General features: G+C 44.2%; 20 protein-coding genes. 11 read left to right on the forward strand and 9 right to left on the reverse strand.

Features of this window, described 5'->3' with window-relative positions; translation table 11 throughout:
* Positions 1-9: 9 nt before the first annotated feature.
* The gene (locus tag QQL66_RS01330) at positions 10-354 is read right to left on the reverse strand and encodes a HopJ type III effector protein (RefSeq protein ID WP_284377852.1); all 345 of its coding nucleotides are present in this window, start codon (positions 352-354) and stop codon (positions 10-12) included.
* A gap of 45 nt (positions 355-399) precedes the next feature.
* The gene (locus tag QQL66_RS01335) at positions 400-2,307 is read right to left on the reverse strand and encodes a hypothetical protein (protein ID WP_284377859.1); all 1,908 of its coding nucleotides are present in this window, start codon (positions 2,305-2,307) and stop codon (positions 400-402) included.
* A 310-nt stretch (positions 2,308-2,617) separates the two neighbouring features.
* On the opposite strand from QQL66_RS01335, the gene QQL66_RS01340 reads away from it, so the two are divergent.
* The gene (locus tag QQL66_RS01340) at positions 2,618-3,010 is read left to right on the forward strand and encodes a sirohydrochlorin chelatase (RefSeq protein WP_284377861.1); all 393 of its coding nucleotides are present in this window, start codon (positions 2,618-2,620) and stop codon (positions 3,008-3,010) included.
* A gap of 16 nt (positions 3,011-3,026) precedes the next feature.
* Here the strand turns inward: QQL66_RS01340 and QQL66_RS01345 are convergent, their stop codons facing one another.
* Positions 3,027-4,148: a diguanylate cyclase gene (locus QQL66_RS01345; RefSeq protein WP_284377862.1), complete on the reverse strand. Its 1,122-nt coding sequence runs from the start codon at positions 4,146-4,148 to the stop codon at positions 3,027-3,029.
* A 196-nt stretch (positions 4,149-4,344) separates the two neighbouring features.
* On the opposite strand from QQL66_RS01345, the gene QQL66_RS01350 reads away from it, so the two are divergent.
* Positions 4,345-4,677 (forward strand): STAS domain-containing protein, encoded by a 333-nt coding sequence (locus tag QQL66_RS01350; protein WP_284377863.1) that lies wholly within the window; start codon positions 4,345-4,347, stop codon positions 4,675-4,677.
* A 36-nt stretch (positions 4,678-4,713) separates the two neighbouring features.
* Here QQL66_RS01350 and QQL66_RS01355 read toward each other — a convergent pair whose 3' ends face one another.
* From QQL66_RS01355 to QQL66_RS01365, 3 genes are all read right to left on the reverse strand, one after another.
* On the reverse strand, positions 4,714-5,067 hold the full coding sequence (locus QQL66_RS01355) for a PilZ domain-containing protein (protein ID WP_284377865.1): 354 nt from the start codon (positions 5,065-5,067) through the stop codon (positions 4,714-4,716).
* Between the two features lie 89 nt (positions 5,068-5,156).
* Complete coding sequence (locus tag QQL66_RS01360; RefSeq protein WP_284377869.1) at positions 5,157-5,369, reverse strand: hypothetical protein; 213 nt, start codon at positions 5,367-5,369, stop codon at positions 5,157-5,159.
* Positions 5,353-5,643 carry a hypothetical protein gene (locus tag QQL66_RS01365; protein WP_284377872.1) on the reverse strand — a complete coding sequence of 97 codons (291 nt, stop codon included), beginning with the start codon at positions 5,641-5,643 and terminating at the stop codon, positions 5,353-5,355. Before QQL66_RS01365 ends, QQL66_RS01360 begins: the two co-directional genes overlap by 17 nt.
* Before the next feature lie 277 nt (positions 5,644-5,920).
* On the opposite strand from QQL66_RS01365, the gene prfB reads away from it, so the two are divergent.
* A protein-coding gene (gene prfB / locus QQL66_RS01370) for a peptide chain release factor 2 (RefSeq protein ID WP_284377876.1) occupies positions 5,921-7,016 on the forward strand; the annotation gives its coding sequence in 2 pieces (ribosomal slippage) (positions 5,921-5,992 and positions 5,994-7,016; 1,095 coding nt in all).
* 78 nt (positions 7,017-7,094) lie between these two features.
* Complete coding sequence (gene lysS / locus QQL66_RS01375; protein ID WP_284377879.1) at positions 7,095-8,651, forward strand: lysine--tRNA ligase; 1,557 nt, start codon at positions 7,095-7,097, stop codon at positions 8,649-8,651.
* Between the two features lie 82 nt (positions 8,652-8,733).
* Here lysS and QQL66_RS01380 read toward each other — a convergent pair whose 3' ends face one another.
* The gene (locus tag QQL66_RS01380) at positions 8,734-9,576 is read right to left on the reverse strand and encodes an HDOD domain-containing protein (RefSeq protein ID WP_284377882.1); all 843 of its coding nucleotides are present in this window, start codon (positions 9,574-9,576) and stop codon (positions 8,734-8,736) included.
* Between the two features lie 106 nt (positions 9,577-9,682).
* Positions 9,683-10,678, reverse strand: coding sequence for a CAF17-like 4Fe-4S cluster assembly/insertion protein YgfZ (gene ygfZ, locus QQL66_RS01385; protein WP_284377885.1), 996 nt, complete (start codon positions 10,676-10,678; stop codon positions 9,683-9,685).
* A 212-nt stretch (positions 10,679-10,890) separates the two neighbouring features.
* On the opposite strand from ygfZ, the gene QQL66_RS01390 reads away from it, so the two are divergent.
* Positions 10,891-11,148 carry an FAD assembly factor SdhE gene (locus QQL66_RS01390; RefSeq protein WP_431356878.1) on the forward strand — a complete coding sequence of 86 codons (258 nt, stop codon included), beginning with the start codon at positions 10,891-10,893 and terminating at the stop codon, positions 11,146-11,148.
* Complete coding sequence (locus QQL66_RS01395; RefSeq protein ID WP_284377887.1) at positions 11,126-11,593, forward strand: protein YgfX; 468 nt, start codon at positions 11,126-11,128, stop codon at positions 11,591-11,593. Before QQL66_RS01390 ends, QQL66_RS01395 begins: the two co-directional genes overlap by 23 nt.
* Positions 11,594-11,649: 56 nt before the next feature.
* On the opposite strand, the gene nadB is transcribed toward QQL66_RS01395, so the two are convergent.
* Positions 11,650-13,311: an L-aspartate oxidase gene (nadB, locus tag QQL66_RS01400; RefSeq protein WP_284377889.1), complete on the reverse strand. Its 1,662-nt coding sequence runs from the start codon at positions 13,309-13,311 to the stop codon at positions 11,650-11,652.
* A gap of 168 nt (positions 13,312-13,479) precedes the next feature.
* Here nadB and rpoE point away from each other — a divergent pair, with 168 nt between their 5' ends.
* From rpoE to QQL66_RS01425, 5 genes are all read left to right on the forward strand, one after another.
* Positions 13,480-14,073, forward strand: coding sequence for an RNA polymerase sigma factor RpoE (gene rpoE, locus QQL66_RS01405; RefSeq protein WP_284377892.1), 594 nt, complete (start codon positions 13,480-13,482; stop codon positions 14,071-14,073).
* Positions 14,074-14,170: 97 nt separating this feature from the next.
* Positions 14,171-14,746 (forward strand): sigma-E factor negative regulatory protein, encoded by a 576-nt coding sequence (locus QQL66_RS01410; RefSeq protein ID WP_284377895.1) that lies wholly within the window; start codon positions 14,171-14,173, stop codon positions 14,744-14,746.
* A 142-nt stretch (positions 14,747-14,888) separates the two neighbouring features.
* Positions 14,889-15,815 (forward strand): MucB/RseB C-terminal domain-containing protein, encoded by a 927-nt coding sequence (locus tag QQL66_RS01415; protein WP_284377898.1) that lies wholly within the window; start codon positions 14,889-14,891, stop codon positions 15,813-15,815.
* 25 nt (positions 15,816-15,840) lie between these two features.
* Positions 15,841-16,278 carry a SoxR reducing system RseC family protein gene (locus QQL66_RS01420; protein WP_284377900.1) on the forward strand — a complete coding sequence of 146 codons (438 nt, stop codon included), beginning with the start codon at positions 15,841-15,843 and terminating at the stop codon, positions 16,276-16,278.
* Between the two features lie 60 nt (positions 16,279-16,338).
* On the forward strand, positions 16,339-17,733 hold the full coding sequence (locus QQL66_RS01425; protein WP_284377902.1) for a DegQ family serine endoprotease: 1,395 nt from the start codon (positions 16,339-16,341) through the stop codon (positions 17,731-17,733).
* The last annotated feature ends 16 nt before the right edge of the window (positions 17,734-17,749 follow it).

Raw genomic sequence — 17,749 nt, forward strand, 5'->3', positions numbered from 1 at the left:
TGGCGATATTTAGTGTGTTTTAGGTGCCAGGGCGTTGGCATCGATAGAAACACCAGACCATCCAAACTTTATAAAGTTACGAATGTTTTGGTGATCCTCGGCTTCCGGGTGCTCTAAAACGTCTTTTCGATAGAAATCACCGAAGCACTGAAGCACTTCTTCTTCCTTTAAAGACAATGCTTTACCGAGACTAAAGATCTTGGCTGACCCTTGATTGGTACCAAGCTCATTTACTTGTTCACCCACAGTAAAAGCAACTGGGGTGAAGTCAAAGTTGGCTTCAATGAAGTCCATGGTTTGTTGAAAACTATTGGTTTGGTTTTTTAACCCTTCGATGAAGTGTTCTTTCGTCATGTTAAAACTTCTGTCCTAAAAAAATGAAGCGGTATTTTGCACCGCTTATTGAATTGCCACAACCTTAGGCTGGTGACCTGCAACTTCCGGCATGGTCATACCTGCATTAGCGTTAATGTAGGTTGGGTCAGTAATGGTATAGCGCTTCCCATTGTAAGCAATGCTGTCACCAGGGACGGGCTTGCTGAAGGCCACTGCTGCTGCGATATGACCAGGGTAATCCAGGCCAACCACTTCCAGTCCAAGCAGTTCACGAACTAACCAGGCAAACAGGACTGACCTATCTTCACAGTCAGAGGCTGGCATGGTGAGGGTTTCTTCTGCAAATAGGTAGTTTTCAAAGCCAAATTGCTGGTCGTCTGTTTGGTATTCAAACCCGGTTTGTACAAAGCGAAGGAGTAAATTTACGGCATCCAGTTCGGACTTGCCTTGCAGCATTGGTCGGAACAAATCCAATGCATCATTAGCAGTGACCATATCCACAGGGGATACAAAATATTGATCGATATCCATCTGTGGATAACTGGCTAGGTAATTCACCCGGGTTGGGTTCACGTTCAGCGTTACTTGGTATTGCTGACGGTTGTATTTAAATTTGAAGGTGCGTTTTTGATAGTGCTGTTCGTCACCAAAGGCTAATGGGTCTTTCATGTTAACCTGAACGATTGCACGAGGGTATTCACCATCATAGGTGTAGACCCGGCCAAGATATCTTGGTTTACCATCCGGGGAGACTGCGTAGAAGCGTTTACCACCAAAGGTGAAGAAGGTAACTTCATAGAGTGATTGCTCTGCGGGAACCAAAAGGTAGATGCCTGCATTGTTGTACGCAAGGCGAGCTTGGTAATCCTGTTTTACCAGAAGAAACCAGCTGGTAAAGCTTTGAGCATTAATATCACCGGGGTGCATAGCTTTTGATAAGGCAAATGCAAGTTGCACCTTGCCCCAGTCGCCTAGATTGTGTTGTTTGGAAATCTTAGCCAGTTGTTCTAATACCGGCTCATAGTCGGACAAACTTAAATCGGACCACCCTTTGGCAATCGCTTTAGCGTTGTAGGTGCGGCCCAGCGAAGCAGCCAACTTCTTATCGGCATAGACGATGGTTGATCGGCCAAAGAAATCGAATTGATATTTCTTACCTGAATAAACTGGCGCTTTGGGTTGTTTTGGGACAATAACCGGCGGCGGTGTCGGAGTTACGTCCTTAACAATTGGTACCGGAGGCGCGATAGGTGTTGGAGAAACAATAGGCGCTGGTGGAACAGTAGGGGTTACCTCGGGTGTTGGGATATCTTCCACACGAGGCAGCTCTTCAATCGTTATCGGCTGCTCAATCTTGATAGGGGCGGGTTGTTTAAGCTCAGGAATTTCAGGTTTGATGTCCTTGCCAAAGTCAGGAGAGTCAAAATCTGGTTGATCAAATCCAGGCTGGTCAAAATCCGGTTGATCATACATAGGATCTGCTTTGGTTATTTGATCAAAATCTGGCTCTGGCGTTTGTGGTAAGTCGAAGTCAGGTAACTGCTGAGCAGGTTTTTTATCCTCAATCGGTGTAGAGGGTTGAGGATGTTTCGGTGTAGGAGTAGACACTACTGGTTCAGGCGTTGTGATGTCTGGCTTGGGAAGATCTATGATGGGTTTGATTTTTTTAGGGATTTCCACCACAGGTAAATCGTTCACTTCAACCGGTTTAGGTTTCGCAACCGGAATACTGACAGGCTTGGGTTGTGTATCCCGAACTTCCCCTTCTTTCGTGTCCACCTGTTTCCATTGTTTTTTCAAAAAGTCGGTAAACGCTTTGTCTCGTTCATCTTTGTAAGCCTGATAGCTGCTCATGGTTTGTTCTTTCCACTTCAGAAACTCATCTGAAGAGGCGGATGCCTGTTGAATTGATGCAGCTGAAATGGCTAAGGGCAAAGCGGCCAATAGAGAGACCAGTGTTGAGTGTTTCATGTTAATCCCTAACTTGATGAACAAAACGGCGCCGTAAAAATTGAGTCGACTAAACCAAAGGTTTCAATAGATCCGAACATTTATACTAAACAAGTGTATATCAGTCCAAGTGAGCTGAACATATGATGTCTCTTGTTGGATTTAAAATATTCAATCTTGTTGGTTTGAGATTCGTGGTGATCTGTTCTCTGACTGAGGTCGTATAAAGCACCTGTCGTATAAAGTACCTGTCGAAAGTACCGGCCAAAAATGATTGTGACAGGATTCTTAGGCTGTATTATGCAGGCTATCAAACCCTTCTGGAGTATCTATGAGAGTATTGTTGGTGTTGGCGCACGGAAGTCGAGTTGTAAAATCAAATGAGGAAGTGGTCGCATTGGCGACAGAGCTATCTGAAAAAATGCCTGAATACGATCGTGTTGAACCTTGTTTTCTGGAATTGACTGAACCGCGCTTTTCTCGTGTGCTTGCTGATGTTGCGACAGAGAGTGTGACTGAAATAGTCGTCTATCCTCATTTCTTAGCTGAAGGTCGCCATGTTCGAGATGATGTGCCTGATATTATTCGTCAATTTGAATCAACTCATCCGGGTGTAAAAGTGGTTCTGAAACCTTATCTAGGAATGTGGCAGGGGTTATCGGATTTTATAGCTGCAGGGTTAATAGGTAAGTCAGAGAATATTGAGCGAACGATTCTTGATTAGATTGAGCGTTTCTTGACTAACGTTGGCGGCTGCACACTCGGTTACGGCCGCTTTTTTTGGCGATATAAACCTGTTCATCGGCATCTTTAACCAAGATTTGAGCCAGAGTTTCAATGTTAGTTCCGCCATCACATGACCCGTCCAGGCAGGCGACACCGACAGATAAGGTTATTTTCAACGCTTGATCCAATAGTTGAAATTCCTGATTTGCGACGGTTTCACGAATTCGCTCTGCAATGATGTTTGCCCCTGAAAGATCTGTCTCAGGTAATAGAATGGCAAACTCTTCTCCGCCGTATCTTGCGATGTGATCCGATCGTCTAAGTAGAGGCTTCACACAATTGGCTAATTGCTTTAATGCTTCATCGCCTACTTGATGACCAAAGTGGTCGTTGATTTTCTTAAAGTGGTCAATGTCTATAAATAAACAGGCCAGATGTCGTTGATAACGCATTGCGCTGGACGTTTCTTGTATCAGGGCTTCATCAAACGCCCGACGGTTGCAGACTTGTGTTAAGCCATCCACTAAGCTGAGCTGGCGTACTTGCTCCATGTTGCAGGCATTTTCGAAGCACAGCGAGGCGATCATTGTTAAGCGTTCCAGGAAATCTGTGCCCATGTCCGGTCTGAAGCGATTAGGGTCAGGACTGCCAAGATTTAGCATTCCTATTAACTTCTTATTCCTGACCAGGGGAAGTTGAGCAAAAGACAAGGTGTTGATCGGGATATGAATTTCACGGCTGATTTTCTTAGGTGTAGCGCCCATGTACAGGCTGCCATTAGCATTGACCAATAACTCAGGGTAATCACATAAAGTGTAGGTGAGAACATCCTTGTATTGTTCCAGATTAACAGGGGCCAGATGCCAGTGAGTGAAGATATCCTTTTCCAGTACCAATTTAAGAAAAGGAATCTCAAAGTAGTCCGCAAACTCTGTAGTCATCGCAGTCAGTAAAGACTTTAGGTCATTGCTTTCCATGAGATGGGACTCAAACTCAGAAAAACGTTTGAAAAGTTGTTCATTAAGACGAGCATTATGAATTAAATCATCAAACTGTTGTTTTAATTCATTATATTTCCGCTCGGAGACGGTTTTGAGAGACGGCTTGTTGCTATTATTGTTATTAAAGTATGTCACGCGTGTCTCGACTCGATCTTAAAGTATTTTGACCTATAGTATAGGTAGGACTGTCGTATATTTCTGGATAGGACTCACTGAAAAATCAGTGAAGTCATTAACTTGGCATAATATACGCTATAGTTAAGATCAGAAATACGTTGTATTGTATGGCTATTGTTATCGTATTTTAAAAAAATAAATTGAGGATCTGGGAATGAGCGTGTCTCATCAGCTAGCAGACGGACAGGTTGCAGTAATTAAAATTGGAGAAAAGCGTTTAGACGCGGTGAATGCGACAAATCTTAGGAATTATGTTGCGGATCTGATTAACAAAGGGCGAGATCGAATCGTTGTCGATTTGACAGGGCTCGACTTTATGGACAGTAGTGGCTTAGGGGCCATCGTAGCGTGTAAAAAACTCACGGGCGATGATGGTTATCTTCGGGTTGCCGGAGCTCAGGGGGCTGTTCAGGAACTCTTTCGAATTACCCGCATGGACAAATTATTCCAAAGCTACAACACGGTTGATGAAGCTATAAACGGGTAATTCATTCAGTTCACTATCGGCTGTCTGGTCTTTGTATCAGGCAGCGGTAGCTTGGTTTGTGTCGCCTAAAAAGCGTCGTAATGCGGCGTAAGCCAAATCGTCAATCTGCGTTATCTGAATACCAATACCATATTCATCACTGTAGCTCGACTTTTGACACCAAATGGTTTCACTGGTGATGGTAATCTGGTGAGGCGGTGTTAAAGGTAGCTCCAGGCGAAAAATCAGTGATTCATTCACGTCCGATGGGGCATTACTCATCAACATAAAGCCGCTTTCACTTAAATTCATAACTCGACCAGAGATTCGCCCATCCAGATCTTGGCAGCTGATGGTTTGTCTTGGTTGAAAGCGAGGGTGTTCTCTTTGGTTCACCGGATTGCTTACCATAGTTTTTATCTCTTTGTTAGGACTATCTATTATTGTTGTAAGAATATGGTTGTAGGATAAATCTTACAGAGAGACGTGGATCTGAGCAGCTAAAGAATCAATAAGTTGTGATCAGAATCACGCATAAGTCCACTTAAGGTTTTTCTTTGATCTAACTGGTTGGTTAGCTCGTTCCCTGAAAATTGATTATCCAGATGATCGTCCGACTTATGTGACCACTGAGGTCTGAGCTTTCCGCGCTGATGCTGTTGAAGTAGTTTGATCAGTTGGCGGTGATGATTGCTTTTAATGGCGAAACTCATGAAGTTCTCTCTTATTATTTTTATCGAGTGTTTTCTTGATGATGTCTGAGATTATCTCAGCGACCTTGATTAGTATGTTAGCCAATCGTTGTTTCAGCATGCTTTGCTGCGCTATCGGCCCTTCCTGTTTCAGACGAACAATAGGCGAGCACTTGAACCAAACCCGGCAGGCAGCAATGGCTTCATCGGTGCTGTGGTGAGAAGAAATCCAGTTACCGTTTGAAGTCATTAACCAAAAGGTATTATTTGATTTGCTGATCACTTGGTACGCCATGTCTAACTCCAGACAATGTCTATGTTCTTGATGTGGATAATGTAGGCTGAGGCAATAACAGTTATGTGACTAAATTGTTAACAGTTTATGACAGGGCTAGAAGGGGAAAACTTTGTCTTAAACGCATGGAAAAGACTGAAACTGTCGATGATTTCATGTACAATTGCGCCTCTTAAAATTTAGGGTCATTTCAATTGGTGGCCGATCTTGGGCAAGAGCTGATTCCCGGCTCTGACTTGTCATTTCGAATTGTTTAGAAACTGAACCGAGGTAGTAGGTGGAAATCAATCCAATCGTACAAACCATTAAGGACCTTCGTGAGCGTACAGACGTTCTTAGGGGGTATCTTTGACTACGCAGAGAAGAAAGAACGATTAGAAGAAGTTAATCGTGAACTTGAAGATGCTGCTGTGTGGGAAAACCCTGAGCAGGCGCAGGCGTTAGGTCGGGAGCGTGCTTCTCTCGAAACGGTTGTGGAAACCATTGAAAATATGGATTCAGGTCTTGAAGACGTAGAAGGTTTGTTAGAACTGGCGGTTGAGGAAGATGACCCGGATACGGTTGAGGAAGTTGAGCAAGAATTAGCGGGTCTGAAAGAGACGCTTGAAAAACTGGAATTCCGTCGTATGTTCTCTGGAGAAATGGACGAGAACAATGCCTATGTGGAAATCCAGTCTGGTTCCGGCGGGACAGAAGCTCAGGATTGGGCAAACATGATGCTGCGAATGTACCTTCGTTGGTGTGAATCCAAAGGTTTCAAAGCAGAACTGATGGAAGTCACCGATGGTGAGGTGGCTGGTATCAAGGGTGCGACGATTAAGGTTGATGGCGAATATGCTTTCGGTTGGTTAAAAACCGAAACCGGCGTTCATCGTTTGGTTCGTAAGTCGCCATTCGATTCTGGTAATCGCCGACATACGTCCTTTGCTTCTGTGTTTGTATCACCAGAGGTTGATGACAATATTGATATTGAAATTAATCCGGCCGATTTACGGATTGACGTATACCGTGCTTCGGGCGCAGGTGGGCAGCACGTAAACCGAACCGAGTCGGCGGTACGTATTACTCACATGCCATCAGGTATCGTGACCCAGTGTCAGAACGACCGTTCTCAGCATAAGAACAAAGATCAGGCAATGAAGCAGTTAAAAGCTAAGTTGTATGAGATGGAAATGCAAAAGCGAAATGCTGAAGCCCAGGCGATGGAAGATTCCAAAGCCGATATTGGTTGGGGTAGCCAGATTCGATCGTATGTATTGGATGACTCTCGCATCAAGGATTTAAGAACTGGTGTTGAGAATCGAAATACACAGGCGGTATTGGATGGTGATTTGGACCCATTCATTGAGGCCAGCCTGAAAGCAGGTTTGTAATCATCGATCTTTGGTCGGTGCTATAACGTTAGAAACGAATTTAAATAAACACATTCCATGAGGAATATAGGTTAAAACATGTCTGAACAGCCACGTGATGAAAATAAATTGATTGTTGAGCGTCGTGCAAAGTTGGAATCTTTGCGTGAGAATTGTAGCGCTAATGGCCATCGTAATGATTTTGATCGAAAACACTTGTCGGCAGATCTTCAGGCTAAGTTTGGCGAGTTCTCAAAAGAAGAGCTGGAAGAGCAAGATAATCAAGTGGCTGTAGCTGGACGAATTATGTTCCAGCGTGGTCCGTTTACACAGATTTCAGATGCGTCTGGTGCAATTCAATTCTACGTACCAAAAGATGTTCAGAAAGAGATCAATTACAAGTCCAAGTTTGATCTGGGCGATATCGTTGGGGTTAAAGGTGCACTTCATAAATCCGGTAAAGGCGAGTTGTATGTAAACGTTGCCCAAGCTGATGATTTGGTGATGTTGACTAAATCACTTCGCCCTCTGCCTGATAAGTTCCATGGTTTGGCAGATCAGGAAACGAAATACCGTCAGCGTTATGTGGACTTGATCATCAATCGTGATACTCGTGATTTGTTCATGGTGCGTTCGAAAATCATTGAAGGCATTCGTAAGTATTTGAGTGATCGTAACTTCATGGAAGTTGAAACTCCAATGCTGCAAACCATTCCTGGTGGTGCAACGGCGAAACCGTTTGAGACTTACCACAATGCGTTGGATATTGATATGTATCTGCGTATTGCGCCTGAGTTGTATCTTAAGCGTTTGATTGTTGGTGGTTTCGAGCGTGTTTTCGAGATTAACCGTAACTTCCGTAACGAAGGCTTGTCGACTCGTCACAACCCTGAATTCACTATGATTGAGTTCTATCAGGCGTATGCAACCTATCATGATTTGATGGATACAACGGAAGACATGCTTCGTACGATTGCGAATGATGTTTTGGGTACGACCGACATTAAGAGCACTCAAAAAGATGCAGACGGCAATGTGATCTCTGAAACCGTCTACGACTTTGCTAAGCCGTTTACTCGTATGAGTATGGCTGAAGCGGTACTCAAGTATAACGCGGACTTTGATCCTGCTGTGATCAACGATGCAGAGAACAACCTGGAGAAATTGATTGAGTATGGTCGCCAGGTTGGTATTCGTGAAGATGCGAAACAAGCTGTTTGGGGTGCAGGTAAGTGGTTGTGTGAAATCTTTGAGGCAACCGCTGAAGAGCAACTGGATCAACCGACTTTCATTACCGAATATCCGTGGGAAGTGTCTCCACTGGCACGTCGTAACGACGATAACCCATTTATTACTGATCGCTTCGAGTTCTTTGTGGGGGGACGCGAGCTGGCAAATGGCTTCTCTGAGCTGAACGATGCAGAAGATCAGGCGGAACGTTTCCGTAAACAAGTGGAAGAGAAAGACGCGGGTGATGATGAAGCGATGCATTACGATGCTGACTACATCCAGGCGTTGGAATACGGTATGCCTCCGACCGCAGGTGAAGGTATTGGGATTGACCGCTTGGTGATGTTGTTTACTGACAGCCCAACTATTAAGGACGTTATTCTGTTCCCTCACATGAGACCTCTGAAGCAGTCTTCAGAAGACTAATTGGGTAAGAAACCCAAAAGGGACAGAAAACAAAAAAGGCCGATCATCATGATCGGCCTTTTTTATGCTTGATTGTTAAGTTCTAACCCAGCATATCTTTTGCTTCTTGCAGTTGAGCTTCGGTTTTTTCGTCCTGCTTAATGAACGTCATTGGGTCAATATCAAGACGCTGGAATGCACCCACTGTGCTGAGGTCAATCTTGGCGTGAGGGTGATTGGTTCCGCTCAGTGTATGAAGGTAAGAGACCTGAACCAAATCCACATAATCCGCAAAGCTGCCTTCACGATCAAACTGAAGGTATTGATAAGGAACGGCAATTAAATCTAGGGTGAAGTTCCATTTTTGTAAAAGGTACTTACCTAGAATTGGATGGAGCTTCTCAATGGTTTTATCCAGTGCAAAACTGTCGTTAATCAGATCTGAATTTTCTTCGGCATAAAGCAATACCGGAAGCGCTCCGATATTGTGCATTAGACCGGCCAATGCTGCCTGATCAGGCTTTAAGCCTAGCTTGCGACGCGTTTGGGCTAACACAAAACACATCGCTGCAACTTCAACGGCCCGGTTCCAGGTTTCACGCATACGGGTGTCTACAGTATCCGAGGTCGCCTGAAACATTTGTTTCATGGCCTGAGTCATTGCGATATTGACCGTTGTGTTCATCCCCATACGGTTGACTGCACCGCTAACATCGCGGCATTGATTCACTGTACGCATCAGTGCGCTGTTTGCACATCGAACCAGCTCTGCACAGACCGCAGGGTCTTTTTGAAGTACACGTACAATATCATTTACAGTACTGTCTTCATTCTCCGCTGTTTCACGAATTTGGAACGCCACCTCGGGAAGTGTTGGCAGTGTAAGCGTATCGTCTTTGATACGCTGTTTAATATCCGCAAATACGGTTTCAAACACAGAAGACATTATGGACGTCCTTGAAGCATCTTTAATTGTGATTAAATTACAATTAAAGCGAGCGATTGGTGTTCTGTAAAGTGTTGATATACAGGGATTAGTTTCTTTTTGAAATTTAACTTGGATTTATTTCCATGAGCTTGATTTCTAAAGAATTTTGATTGATGGAACATTTGTCTATTGTTTTGAAATCATCTTCCAGCGAGATCAGAGCTAACAGACCCGTGGGTGTTATTTCGTAGTTAATCAGTTGTCCGATGTTGTTTTTTTCTGAGGTGTTAATTTTATCTCCAGGTTTTAGTTCCTGAAGGTTCACCTGAGAATCATCGGACGCAAGCCCAGCCAAAGTTATATGGCGTTTCATCTGACCACGATATTTCATTCTGGCAATGATTTCCTGGCCAGTATAACAACCTTTTGTGAAGCTCAAACCTTCAATCTCTTCCAGACCCAGCAATTGAGGCAGAAACTCTTCACTGGATGAAGGGGATAGCCAGCAGATGCCTTCTTTCAAATCTTCGATGTTCCATTGGGATTCACTCAGTAATTGAGTGCCTGAAATGCTGTCTTTGGCGTCTTCTATTGAGGTAATGGTTATCGTGCGTTGAGGTGTTAGCTGTATACGATAGTTACCATCGTTCTTGGAGGTGTGTAAAGCTGTTTGAGTTGATGAATCAGAATCATCCTGCTCATTGAGTGCTCCAAGCACAAGCTGATCTAAGGTTTCTTCTAAGGTTACTCGGAAAAATACCGCGAACTTCGTTAGATGCGCTATTAATGGCTGAATCAAGCCCTGATGCATAATTAAGTGAGTACTAATACCATCATCAAAGGCAAGGAAGTTCGCAATGGCACGGCCTTTGATATTACAAAACGCACCAAAGCTGGCTCGCTCTGGTGTGATTACTGCAGTGTCACAGGTCGTTTGTCCTTGAAGGAACTTGAGTCTTTGTTCGCCGGTAATACTTAGAATGCCTTTTGTTGCACAAAGGGTGATGCCGGCAGAAGGCTTGGTGTCTGTCTCAACTACGAACTTAGGTGCGTTATCGAGGTCTAACTCCAACTTGGTGGCAGGAAAGCTTTCAAGAAGTTGTTCAATCTTAGTGGACATAAGTGCTCTATGTGTTTTGTCTGATGGTAGTTAAATCATATCAAAATACTTGGTTTTTAGTCATCAGGATAGGGTTTGTTTACTAGGAAGAAAGCGCTTGTCCCAAGTCAAGGATCGAAGTAAAGGCATTCTGCTCAATCGGCTTCCTGTGTATAATGGTGCGGGTCGCATTAGATGCGAAATATTGATCCATATAAAAGGCTAGATGTTACGTGAAATTTACTGAACAAGATTTGAACAGAATATACTGGCACAGTCGTCGTGGTATGTTAGAGTTAGATGTACTGTTAATGCCTTTTGCTAAAGAAGTGTTTCCTAGTTTGGATCCTGAAAATCAAGAACGTTACATAAAGTTGCTTGATTGTGAAGATCAGGACATGTTTCAGTGGTTTATGAGAAAAACCGAACCTCAAGATCCAGAACTTAAAGCGATAGTGGATTATATTCTTGAACGCGTTCAGCCTGCTTAGAATAGAACTCAAACCTTCAAAATATATGGTTCTTCTGTACACCGTAATTTATCTGGTGTGTCTACAGATTTTGAATCATCTGTTTGCTTTGCAATGGTCCAGTATCATTGCAATAGTGGTGCTAAGTCTCTTCTATATTATTCAGATGGTGAGCTATGTCCGTCGCAGGGAGTGCATTGAAATGCCTGTTGGTCCGGAACGTCCGAGAATGGATGAATTTCCAAGTCTGACCCTGAATGATAAAAATTATCAGGTCATGCCTAATTCTGTGTTGCTGCCAAGCTACATCATGCTTGAGCTAAGAGATGAGGAGCAATCAGAAGGTAAACCGGGGCTGTGGAAAAAATTAACGCTCAATAAGCAGTTAATGATCTTTCCTGATCAATGTCGACGGGAAGAGTTTCATACCCTCATTCGGATTATTCGCATGTCATTCGGACGCTAGCTTAGGCTAGCGTCTTTGTTTCCGCGTTCCAAGTACTTATTGGCACTTTTGGTTTTTTAACGCCAGCTAGGTTGTCTCGGTGGTGGCGTTAAAATGGTATCAACTGCCTTAGGTAATAAGTCTGGGTAATCCAGCGTAAAGTGCAGCCCTCGACTTTCTTTTCGTAGCAAAGCAGATCGAATGATAAGATCTGCGACGATCACCAGGTTCCTTAATTCAATCAAATCCCGACTGACTTTGTAGTTGCTGTAATACTCGTGAATTTCACGTAACAGTAAGTCCACACGGTGCTTTGCGCGTTCCAGGCGTTTAGTTGTTCTCACAATTCCCACGTAGTCCCACATGAAACGACGCAATTCATCCCAGTTGTGGGAAATGATGACGTCTTCATCGGAATTGGTTACTTGCGATTCATCCCAGGCAGGAATGTTCACATTGTATGGTGCAACTGCGTCAACGTGACGTTTAAGGATGTCTTTTGCAGCAGAGCGACCCAGAACAATACATTCTAACAAAGAGTTGCTTGCTAAACGGTTGGCGCCATGAAGCCCTGAATGAGCGACTTCGCCAATAGCATAAAGGCTACGAACATCGGTTCGGCCTTTATGATCAATAACCACACCACCACAGGTGTAATGAGCCGCAGGTACGACTGGAATAGGCTCTTTGGTGATATCGATGTTGAACTTCAGGCAGCGTTCATAGATGGTTGGGAAATGACTTTTAATAAAGTCTTCCGGTTTGTGGCTGATATCCAGATACACATGGTCGCAACCCAGACGTTTCATTTCATGGTCTATAGCGCGAGCGACAATATCTCGTGGTGCAAGCTCACCACGCTCATCAAACTGATGCATAAAGCGCTTGCCGTTTGGCAGTGTTAGATGAGCCCCTTCGCCTCGCAACGCTTCACTTACCAGGAAGGATTTTGCGTGAGGGTGATACAGACAGGTCGGGTGAAACTGGTTGAATTCCATGTTGGCAACACGGCATCCTGCACGCCATGCCATTGCAATGCCATCACCGCTGGCACCATCCGGGTTACTGGTATACAAATAGGCTTTACTGGCACCACCTGTAGCCAGCACAGTATGCTCGGCTTGGAAGGTTTCTACGTGCTCTGATTCAAGATTTAAAACGTAAAGACCCACACAGTTGGATTGGCCTTGGTTATCGCGGGATATGATCAGATCAACGGCAATACGGTTTTCAAAAACTTCGATGTTCTTCCGTTCCAACGTTCGCTCGATGAGCGTTTTGGTGATGGCTGCGCCTGTGGCATCTGCAGCATGAATAATACGACGGAAACTGTGCCCACCTTCTTTGGTCAGGTGAAAGGTTCGGGAGTCGTTATGTGTCTCAGTTTCAGGCGGAGCACCATCTAATACGGTATCTTTGGTGAAAGGGACGCCCTGATCAATGAGCCATTGAATGCTTTCAGTACTGTCTTCAACAATAAACTTTACCATGTTCGGGTTGTTTAGATTGGAACCGGCGATCATGGTGTCCTGGCAATGACTTTCGACACTGTCTTGTTCATCAAGAACTGCTGCAACGCCACCTTGCGCCCAGGGGGTCGATCCGCTGGTCATTGATTGCTTGCATATGATGGCAATCTTGAAATGTTCAGGCAATTGCAACGCAGTGGTTAATCCGGCAGCTCCGGAGCCAATGATAACAACATCAAATTGATGAGAAGGCGTATTCGTATTAGACATGAGATAAATGCTTAGTAGTGTTTCATTTTGGGATAAAATGAAGCTATGCCATAAATATTTCGCTAAGAATAACAGAAATGTCATAAAAAACGGGAACTAAATGCTATTTTAGAGTGTCGTAGCTTTTGGAATCGAGTTCCATAAATAATAAGCCTCCATGGAGAAAGAATGACAACATCAGTGGAATCAGATCAGTTGTTGGTAGAGCGCGTTCAGAAAGGGGATAAACGTGCTTTTGATCTGTTGGTCATTAAATATCAAAGCAAAGTGTTAAGTTTAATCAGTCGTTATGTCTCTGATGCCCATGAATCTATGGACGTTGCTCAAGAAACATTCATCAAGGCATATAAGGCATTGGCAAACTTTCGTGGGGACAGTGCGTTTTATACCTGGCTTTATCGAATTGCTGTAAACACTGCTAAGAACCATTTGATCAGCCGTGGTCGCCGTCCACCCGGTACAGATATTGACGTGGATGAAGTTCATTCGGACGGTGGCTTGAGTGAACTGAAAAATATCGACAGCCCGGAAGCGAGTCTCCACAAAGAGCAAGTGGAGCAGACCCTTAAGAAGGCGTTAGAAGGATTACCAGACGACTTAAGAACGGCGTTGATGTTAAGAGAATTTGATGGTTTGAGTTATGAGGACATTGCTCAAGTCATGGATTGTCCTGTGGGAACAGTGCGATCAAGAATTTTTAGAGCAAGGGAAGCGATTGACAAGCAGCTTGAACCAATCCTGGAAACCGCTGTCAATTATTAAGAGATCGTTGAAGGTTTTTTAACCCTTGTTCTTTAACGTGTTTTGTCACTGTGAGTGATGAAAGCTAACTCAAAATTAATTTGTTTGTGAGGATATTATGAGCGATAAAATTGCGGAAAGTTTGTCGGCTCTATTGGATAACGAAGCAACGGAGTTGGATGTAAGACGTCTGACAAAGCATATGTCGGATGAAGATCTGGATACTTGGCGTCGACTTTGTTCCGTCAAACAGGGACTTCATAACGAAGATATGACCTTTGCTTCTGTAAATCTGCTTGAGGGTGTACGTGCGGGTATTGCAGATGAAGAGATCGTAGTAAAACAATCTCGGTCAGGTCTGAAACAGTGGGTCGGTGGTTTTGGTGTGGCTGCGGCTGTAGCGATGGCTGTTGTTGGTATCGGAATTCAAAATGATCAGTTCACAAATGGTGATGCTCAGTTCGTTGAAAATGACCAACCTAAAGTAGAAACCTCTGAAAAGCCTCAATCGTCAGATGACAGCGGAACTCGTTTGGCCGCTTCTGATATGTCTCCTGAACAATATAAAGCACTTCAAGATAAACTTCGTTCTTATATGCAGCATCACGCCGAAAACTCTACGGAAGATCGTGTTGGTGATGTCATGCCATATGCTCGTGTGGTGAGCTTCGAAGTAGAAGAAAAGAATAAGTAAGCCATTAGTGGTGACTAGATTCGTACTTATTTGAAGGTATTACTTAAGGTTTATTGAAATTATGTGGAAAGGCATTTCAGTTTCTCGGTCAAAAAAATCTGCCTGGTCTAAGGTATTTTTTCTGGCCGTGATATGTCCACTGATGTTGGCAACAGTTTCCGCCTCTGTTCGTGCAATGACGCCGATAGAGCTGTTGTCCATGTTGGATGAAGCCCGTAAACAGAATTCGTTTGCAGGAACCTTTATTCATCGACGCGGGGACAGTGTAAATAGTTACTACATTGTTCACGCCGTTAAGGATGGGGTTCAATATGAACGCTTAAAAAGCCTTGATGGAGCACCGAGAGAGATCATTCGTGATGGTGAAAGTGTTACCTGTATCCTCCCTGGTAAAGATGGTTCTCGATGGGATCAGGTTCCACCACTAAGTCCTTTGGTGCCAGGAGAGAATGTCGATTGGTCGGAGCTTCAAAAGTGGCTGACCTTCACCATACTATCAAATGTTCGAATCGCCGGGCGAGATGCTATCTTAATTGAAGCTCAAGCCATTGATCAGGACCGCTTTATTCGTCGTTACGGTGTGGATGAGAAAACCGGTCTCTTGCTGAAAACAGAAATTTTAGGGGCCGATGGCCGATCATTGGAATTAGCTCAGTTCACACATATTGATATTAACCCTGATAATCTTGACGACGATCTGAAACCGACTCTGCACGGTAAGATGACCAAGTTTGATCGTAAGCACTGGACTGAAACAATTAAGGAATCCCCTCATTGGAAACCGAAATGGTTGCCTGAAGGGTTCGAGTTGACGGATGTAACTTCGGGCAAAGGTGAGAATTTTGTTGAAGCACATACCTACAGTGATGGCCTTTCTTCATTCTCAATATTTCGTGAACAGTTAAGCCAGCAGTTTGTGGAAATGGAAGGGCGCAGTGGGGGAGCAACTGTGGCTGTCTCTCGCATTATCGAAACAGAGCAGGGTGAAAAATGGGGTATCACCTTAGTGGGTGAAATCCCGGTAGAAACCGCAAAACGTGTGGCAAGTTCTGTTAGTATGCTCAACTGATGAGTGTATCTAAGAGGTAATCAAATTGGTTGAAGAATCTGGCCTTATTGTCGACGTTGATGACGACAAAGTGTGGGTGGAAACGATTCGCACCAGTGCTTGTGATTCGTGCAAAGCCCAGAAAGGATGTGGTCACGGGCTGTTGAATAAAGCGTCCTCTGGTCAACGTTTTACTCTGGATGTCCAACGAAACGGTATTCCTGCCAAGGTAGGCGATATAGCTTTGGTGGGTATTCCTGAAGACTCTATTCTTAAAGCCTCACTCATAGGCTATTTATTACCTATTGTATTATTGATTCTGTTCTCAGGGACTGCGAAGTGGCTTTGGGGAGAGCTACCCAGCATCGTATGTGGATTGTTGGGCTTGGGGTTAGGCTTCTTTCTGGTTCGTTTCCTTGGTAATTCAGGACGGTTTGGTCAAGAACCTCAGCTATTGGCGGTAAATCCTGACGCAGAAAGCTGAAACTTCTGAGTAAAATTCAAGTCAACAACAATAACTAAAAACGCATTTGAGAGGATTAGAATGCAAGCATTAAAGACGTCAATCTCGATTCTTTTTGTACTCTTAATGAGTGTTTCGCTTCAAGTGTCTGCTCGAAGCCTTCCCGATTTTACCGATCTGGTAAAAGAACAGTCTCCCACTGTGGTAAACATCAGTACTATCACTCATAGTCAGTCTGCATCTGGTATGCCTCCTGGTTATGAGCAAATGCCAGAAATCTTTCGTCACTTCTTCCAATTTGGCCCCCGCGATGGTGAGCCTCGTCAACGCGATGCTCAATCCTTGGGTTCAGGTTTCATTATTTCAGAAGACGGTTATATCTTGACCAATAACCATGTGATTGAGGGTGCAGATGAGATTATTGTGCGCTTAAGTGATCGCAGTGAGTTGGAAGCTAAATTAATTGGTGCTGACAAGAGTTCAGACATTGCGTTATTGAAAGTGGAAGAGTCTGGTCTACCGACAGCCAAATTAGGCAGTTCCGAAGAGCTTGAAGTTGGAGAGTGGGTGTTAGCCATTGGCTCTCCATTTGGTTTCGATCATACCGTTACCAAAGGCATTGTTAGTGCTAAAGGTCGCAGTCTTCCTAACGAAAACTATGTGCCATTCATTCAAACGGATGTAGCGATTAACCCAGGTAACTCGGGTGGCCCGCTGTTCGATATGGATGGTAAGGTCATTGGTATTAACAGTCAGATTTATACCCGTTCGGGTGGCTTCATGGGCGTGTCCTTTGCAATTCCAATCGATGTTGCGATGAAGGTGGCTGCTCAGTTAAAAGATAAGGGCTATGTAAGTCGAGGCTATCTAGGCGTAAGAATCCAGGAAGTGAATAAAGAGTTGGCAGAAGCATTTGGTTTAGATAAACCAGCGGGTGCTTTGGTCGTTCAAGCCTATGATGGTGAGCCAGCCGCAGAAGCCGGCATTATGGCAGGTGATGTGATTGTTGAGTTTAACGATAAGCCAATCATCCTATCGTCAGATTTACCTCATGTAGTGGGTCAGGTTACTCCAGGTTCAGAGGCCACTCTTGTGATTAATCGCCAGGGTAAAGAAAAAACCATTACGGTTAAAGTGGGTGAACTTCCAACCACAGAGCAAGTGTATGCAGGTAATCAACAGCAAGCGCCTAAGTTAACGAATCCTTTAGGTGTGTCTGTGAAGGACATGACCGATGAACAGCGTCGTAATGCTGACATCAATAAGGGGGTTATTGTTGATCAAGTCGTGCCGGACAGCATTGTTGCGCGTAAAGGTGTTCGCCCGGGGGATATCATTGCGATGCTTAACCATCAATGGATTGGCAGTAAGTCGGACTTTGATCAGGTTGTGTCAGAGCTTCCATCCGGTCGTAACCTGCCTATGTTGGTGATTCGTAAAGGAATGCGCCGTTTCGTTTGGGTTCGTATTGATTAATTTATTCTGTAAGAAC

It is taken from the genome of Litoribrevibacter albus, from assembly GCF_030159995.1.
Taxonomy (GTDB): domain Bacteria; phylum Pseudomonadota; class Gammaproteobacteria; order Pseudomonadales; family Litoribrevibacteraceae; genus Litoribrevibacter; species Litoribrevibacter albus.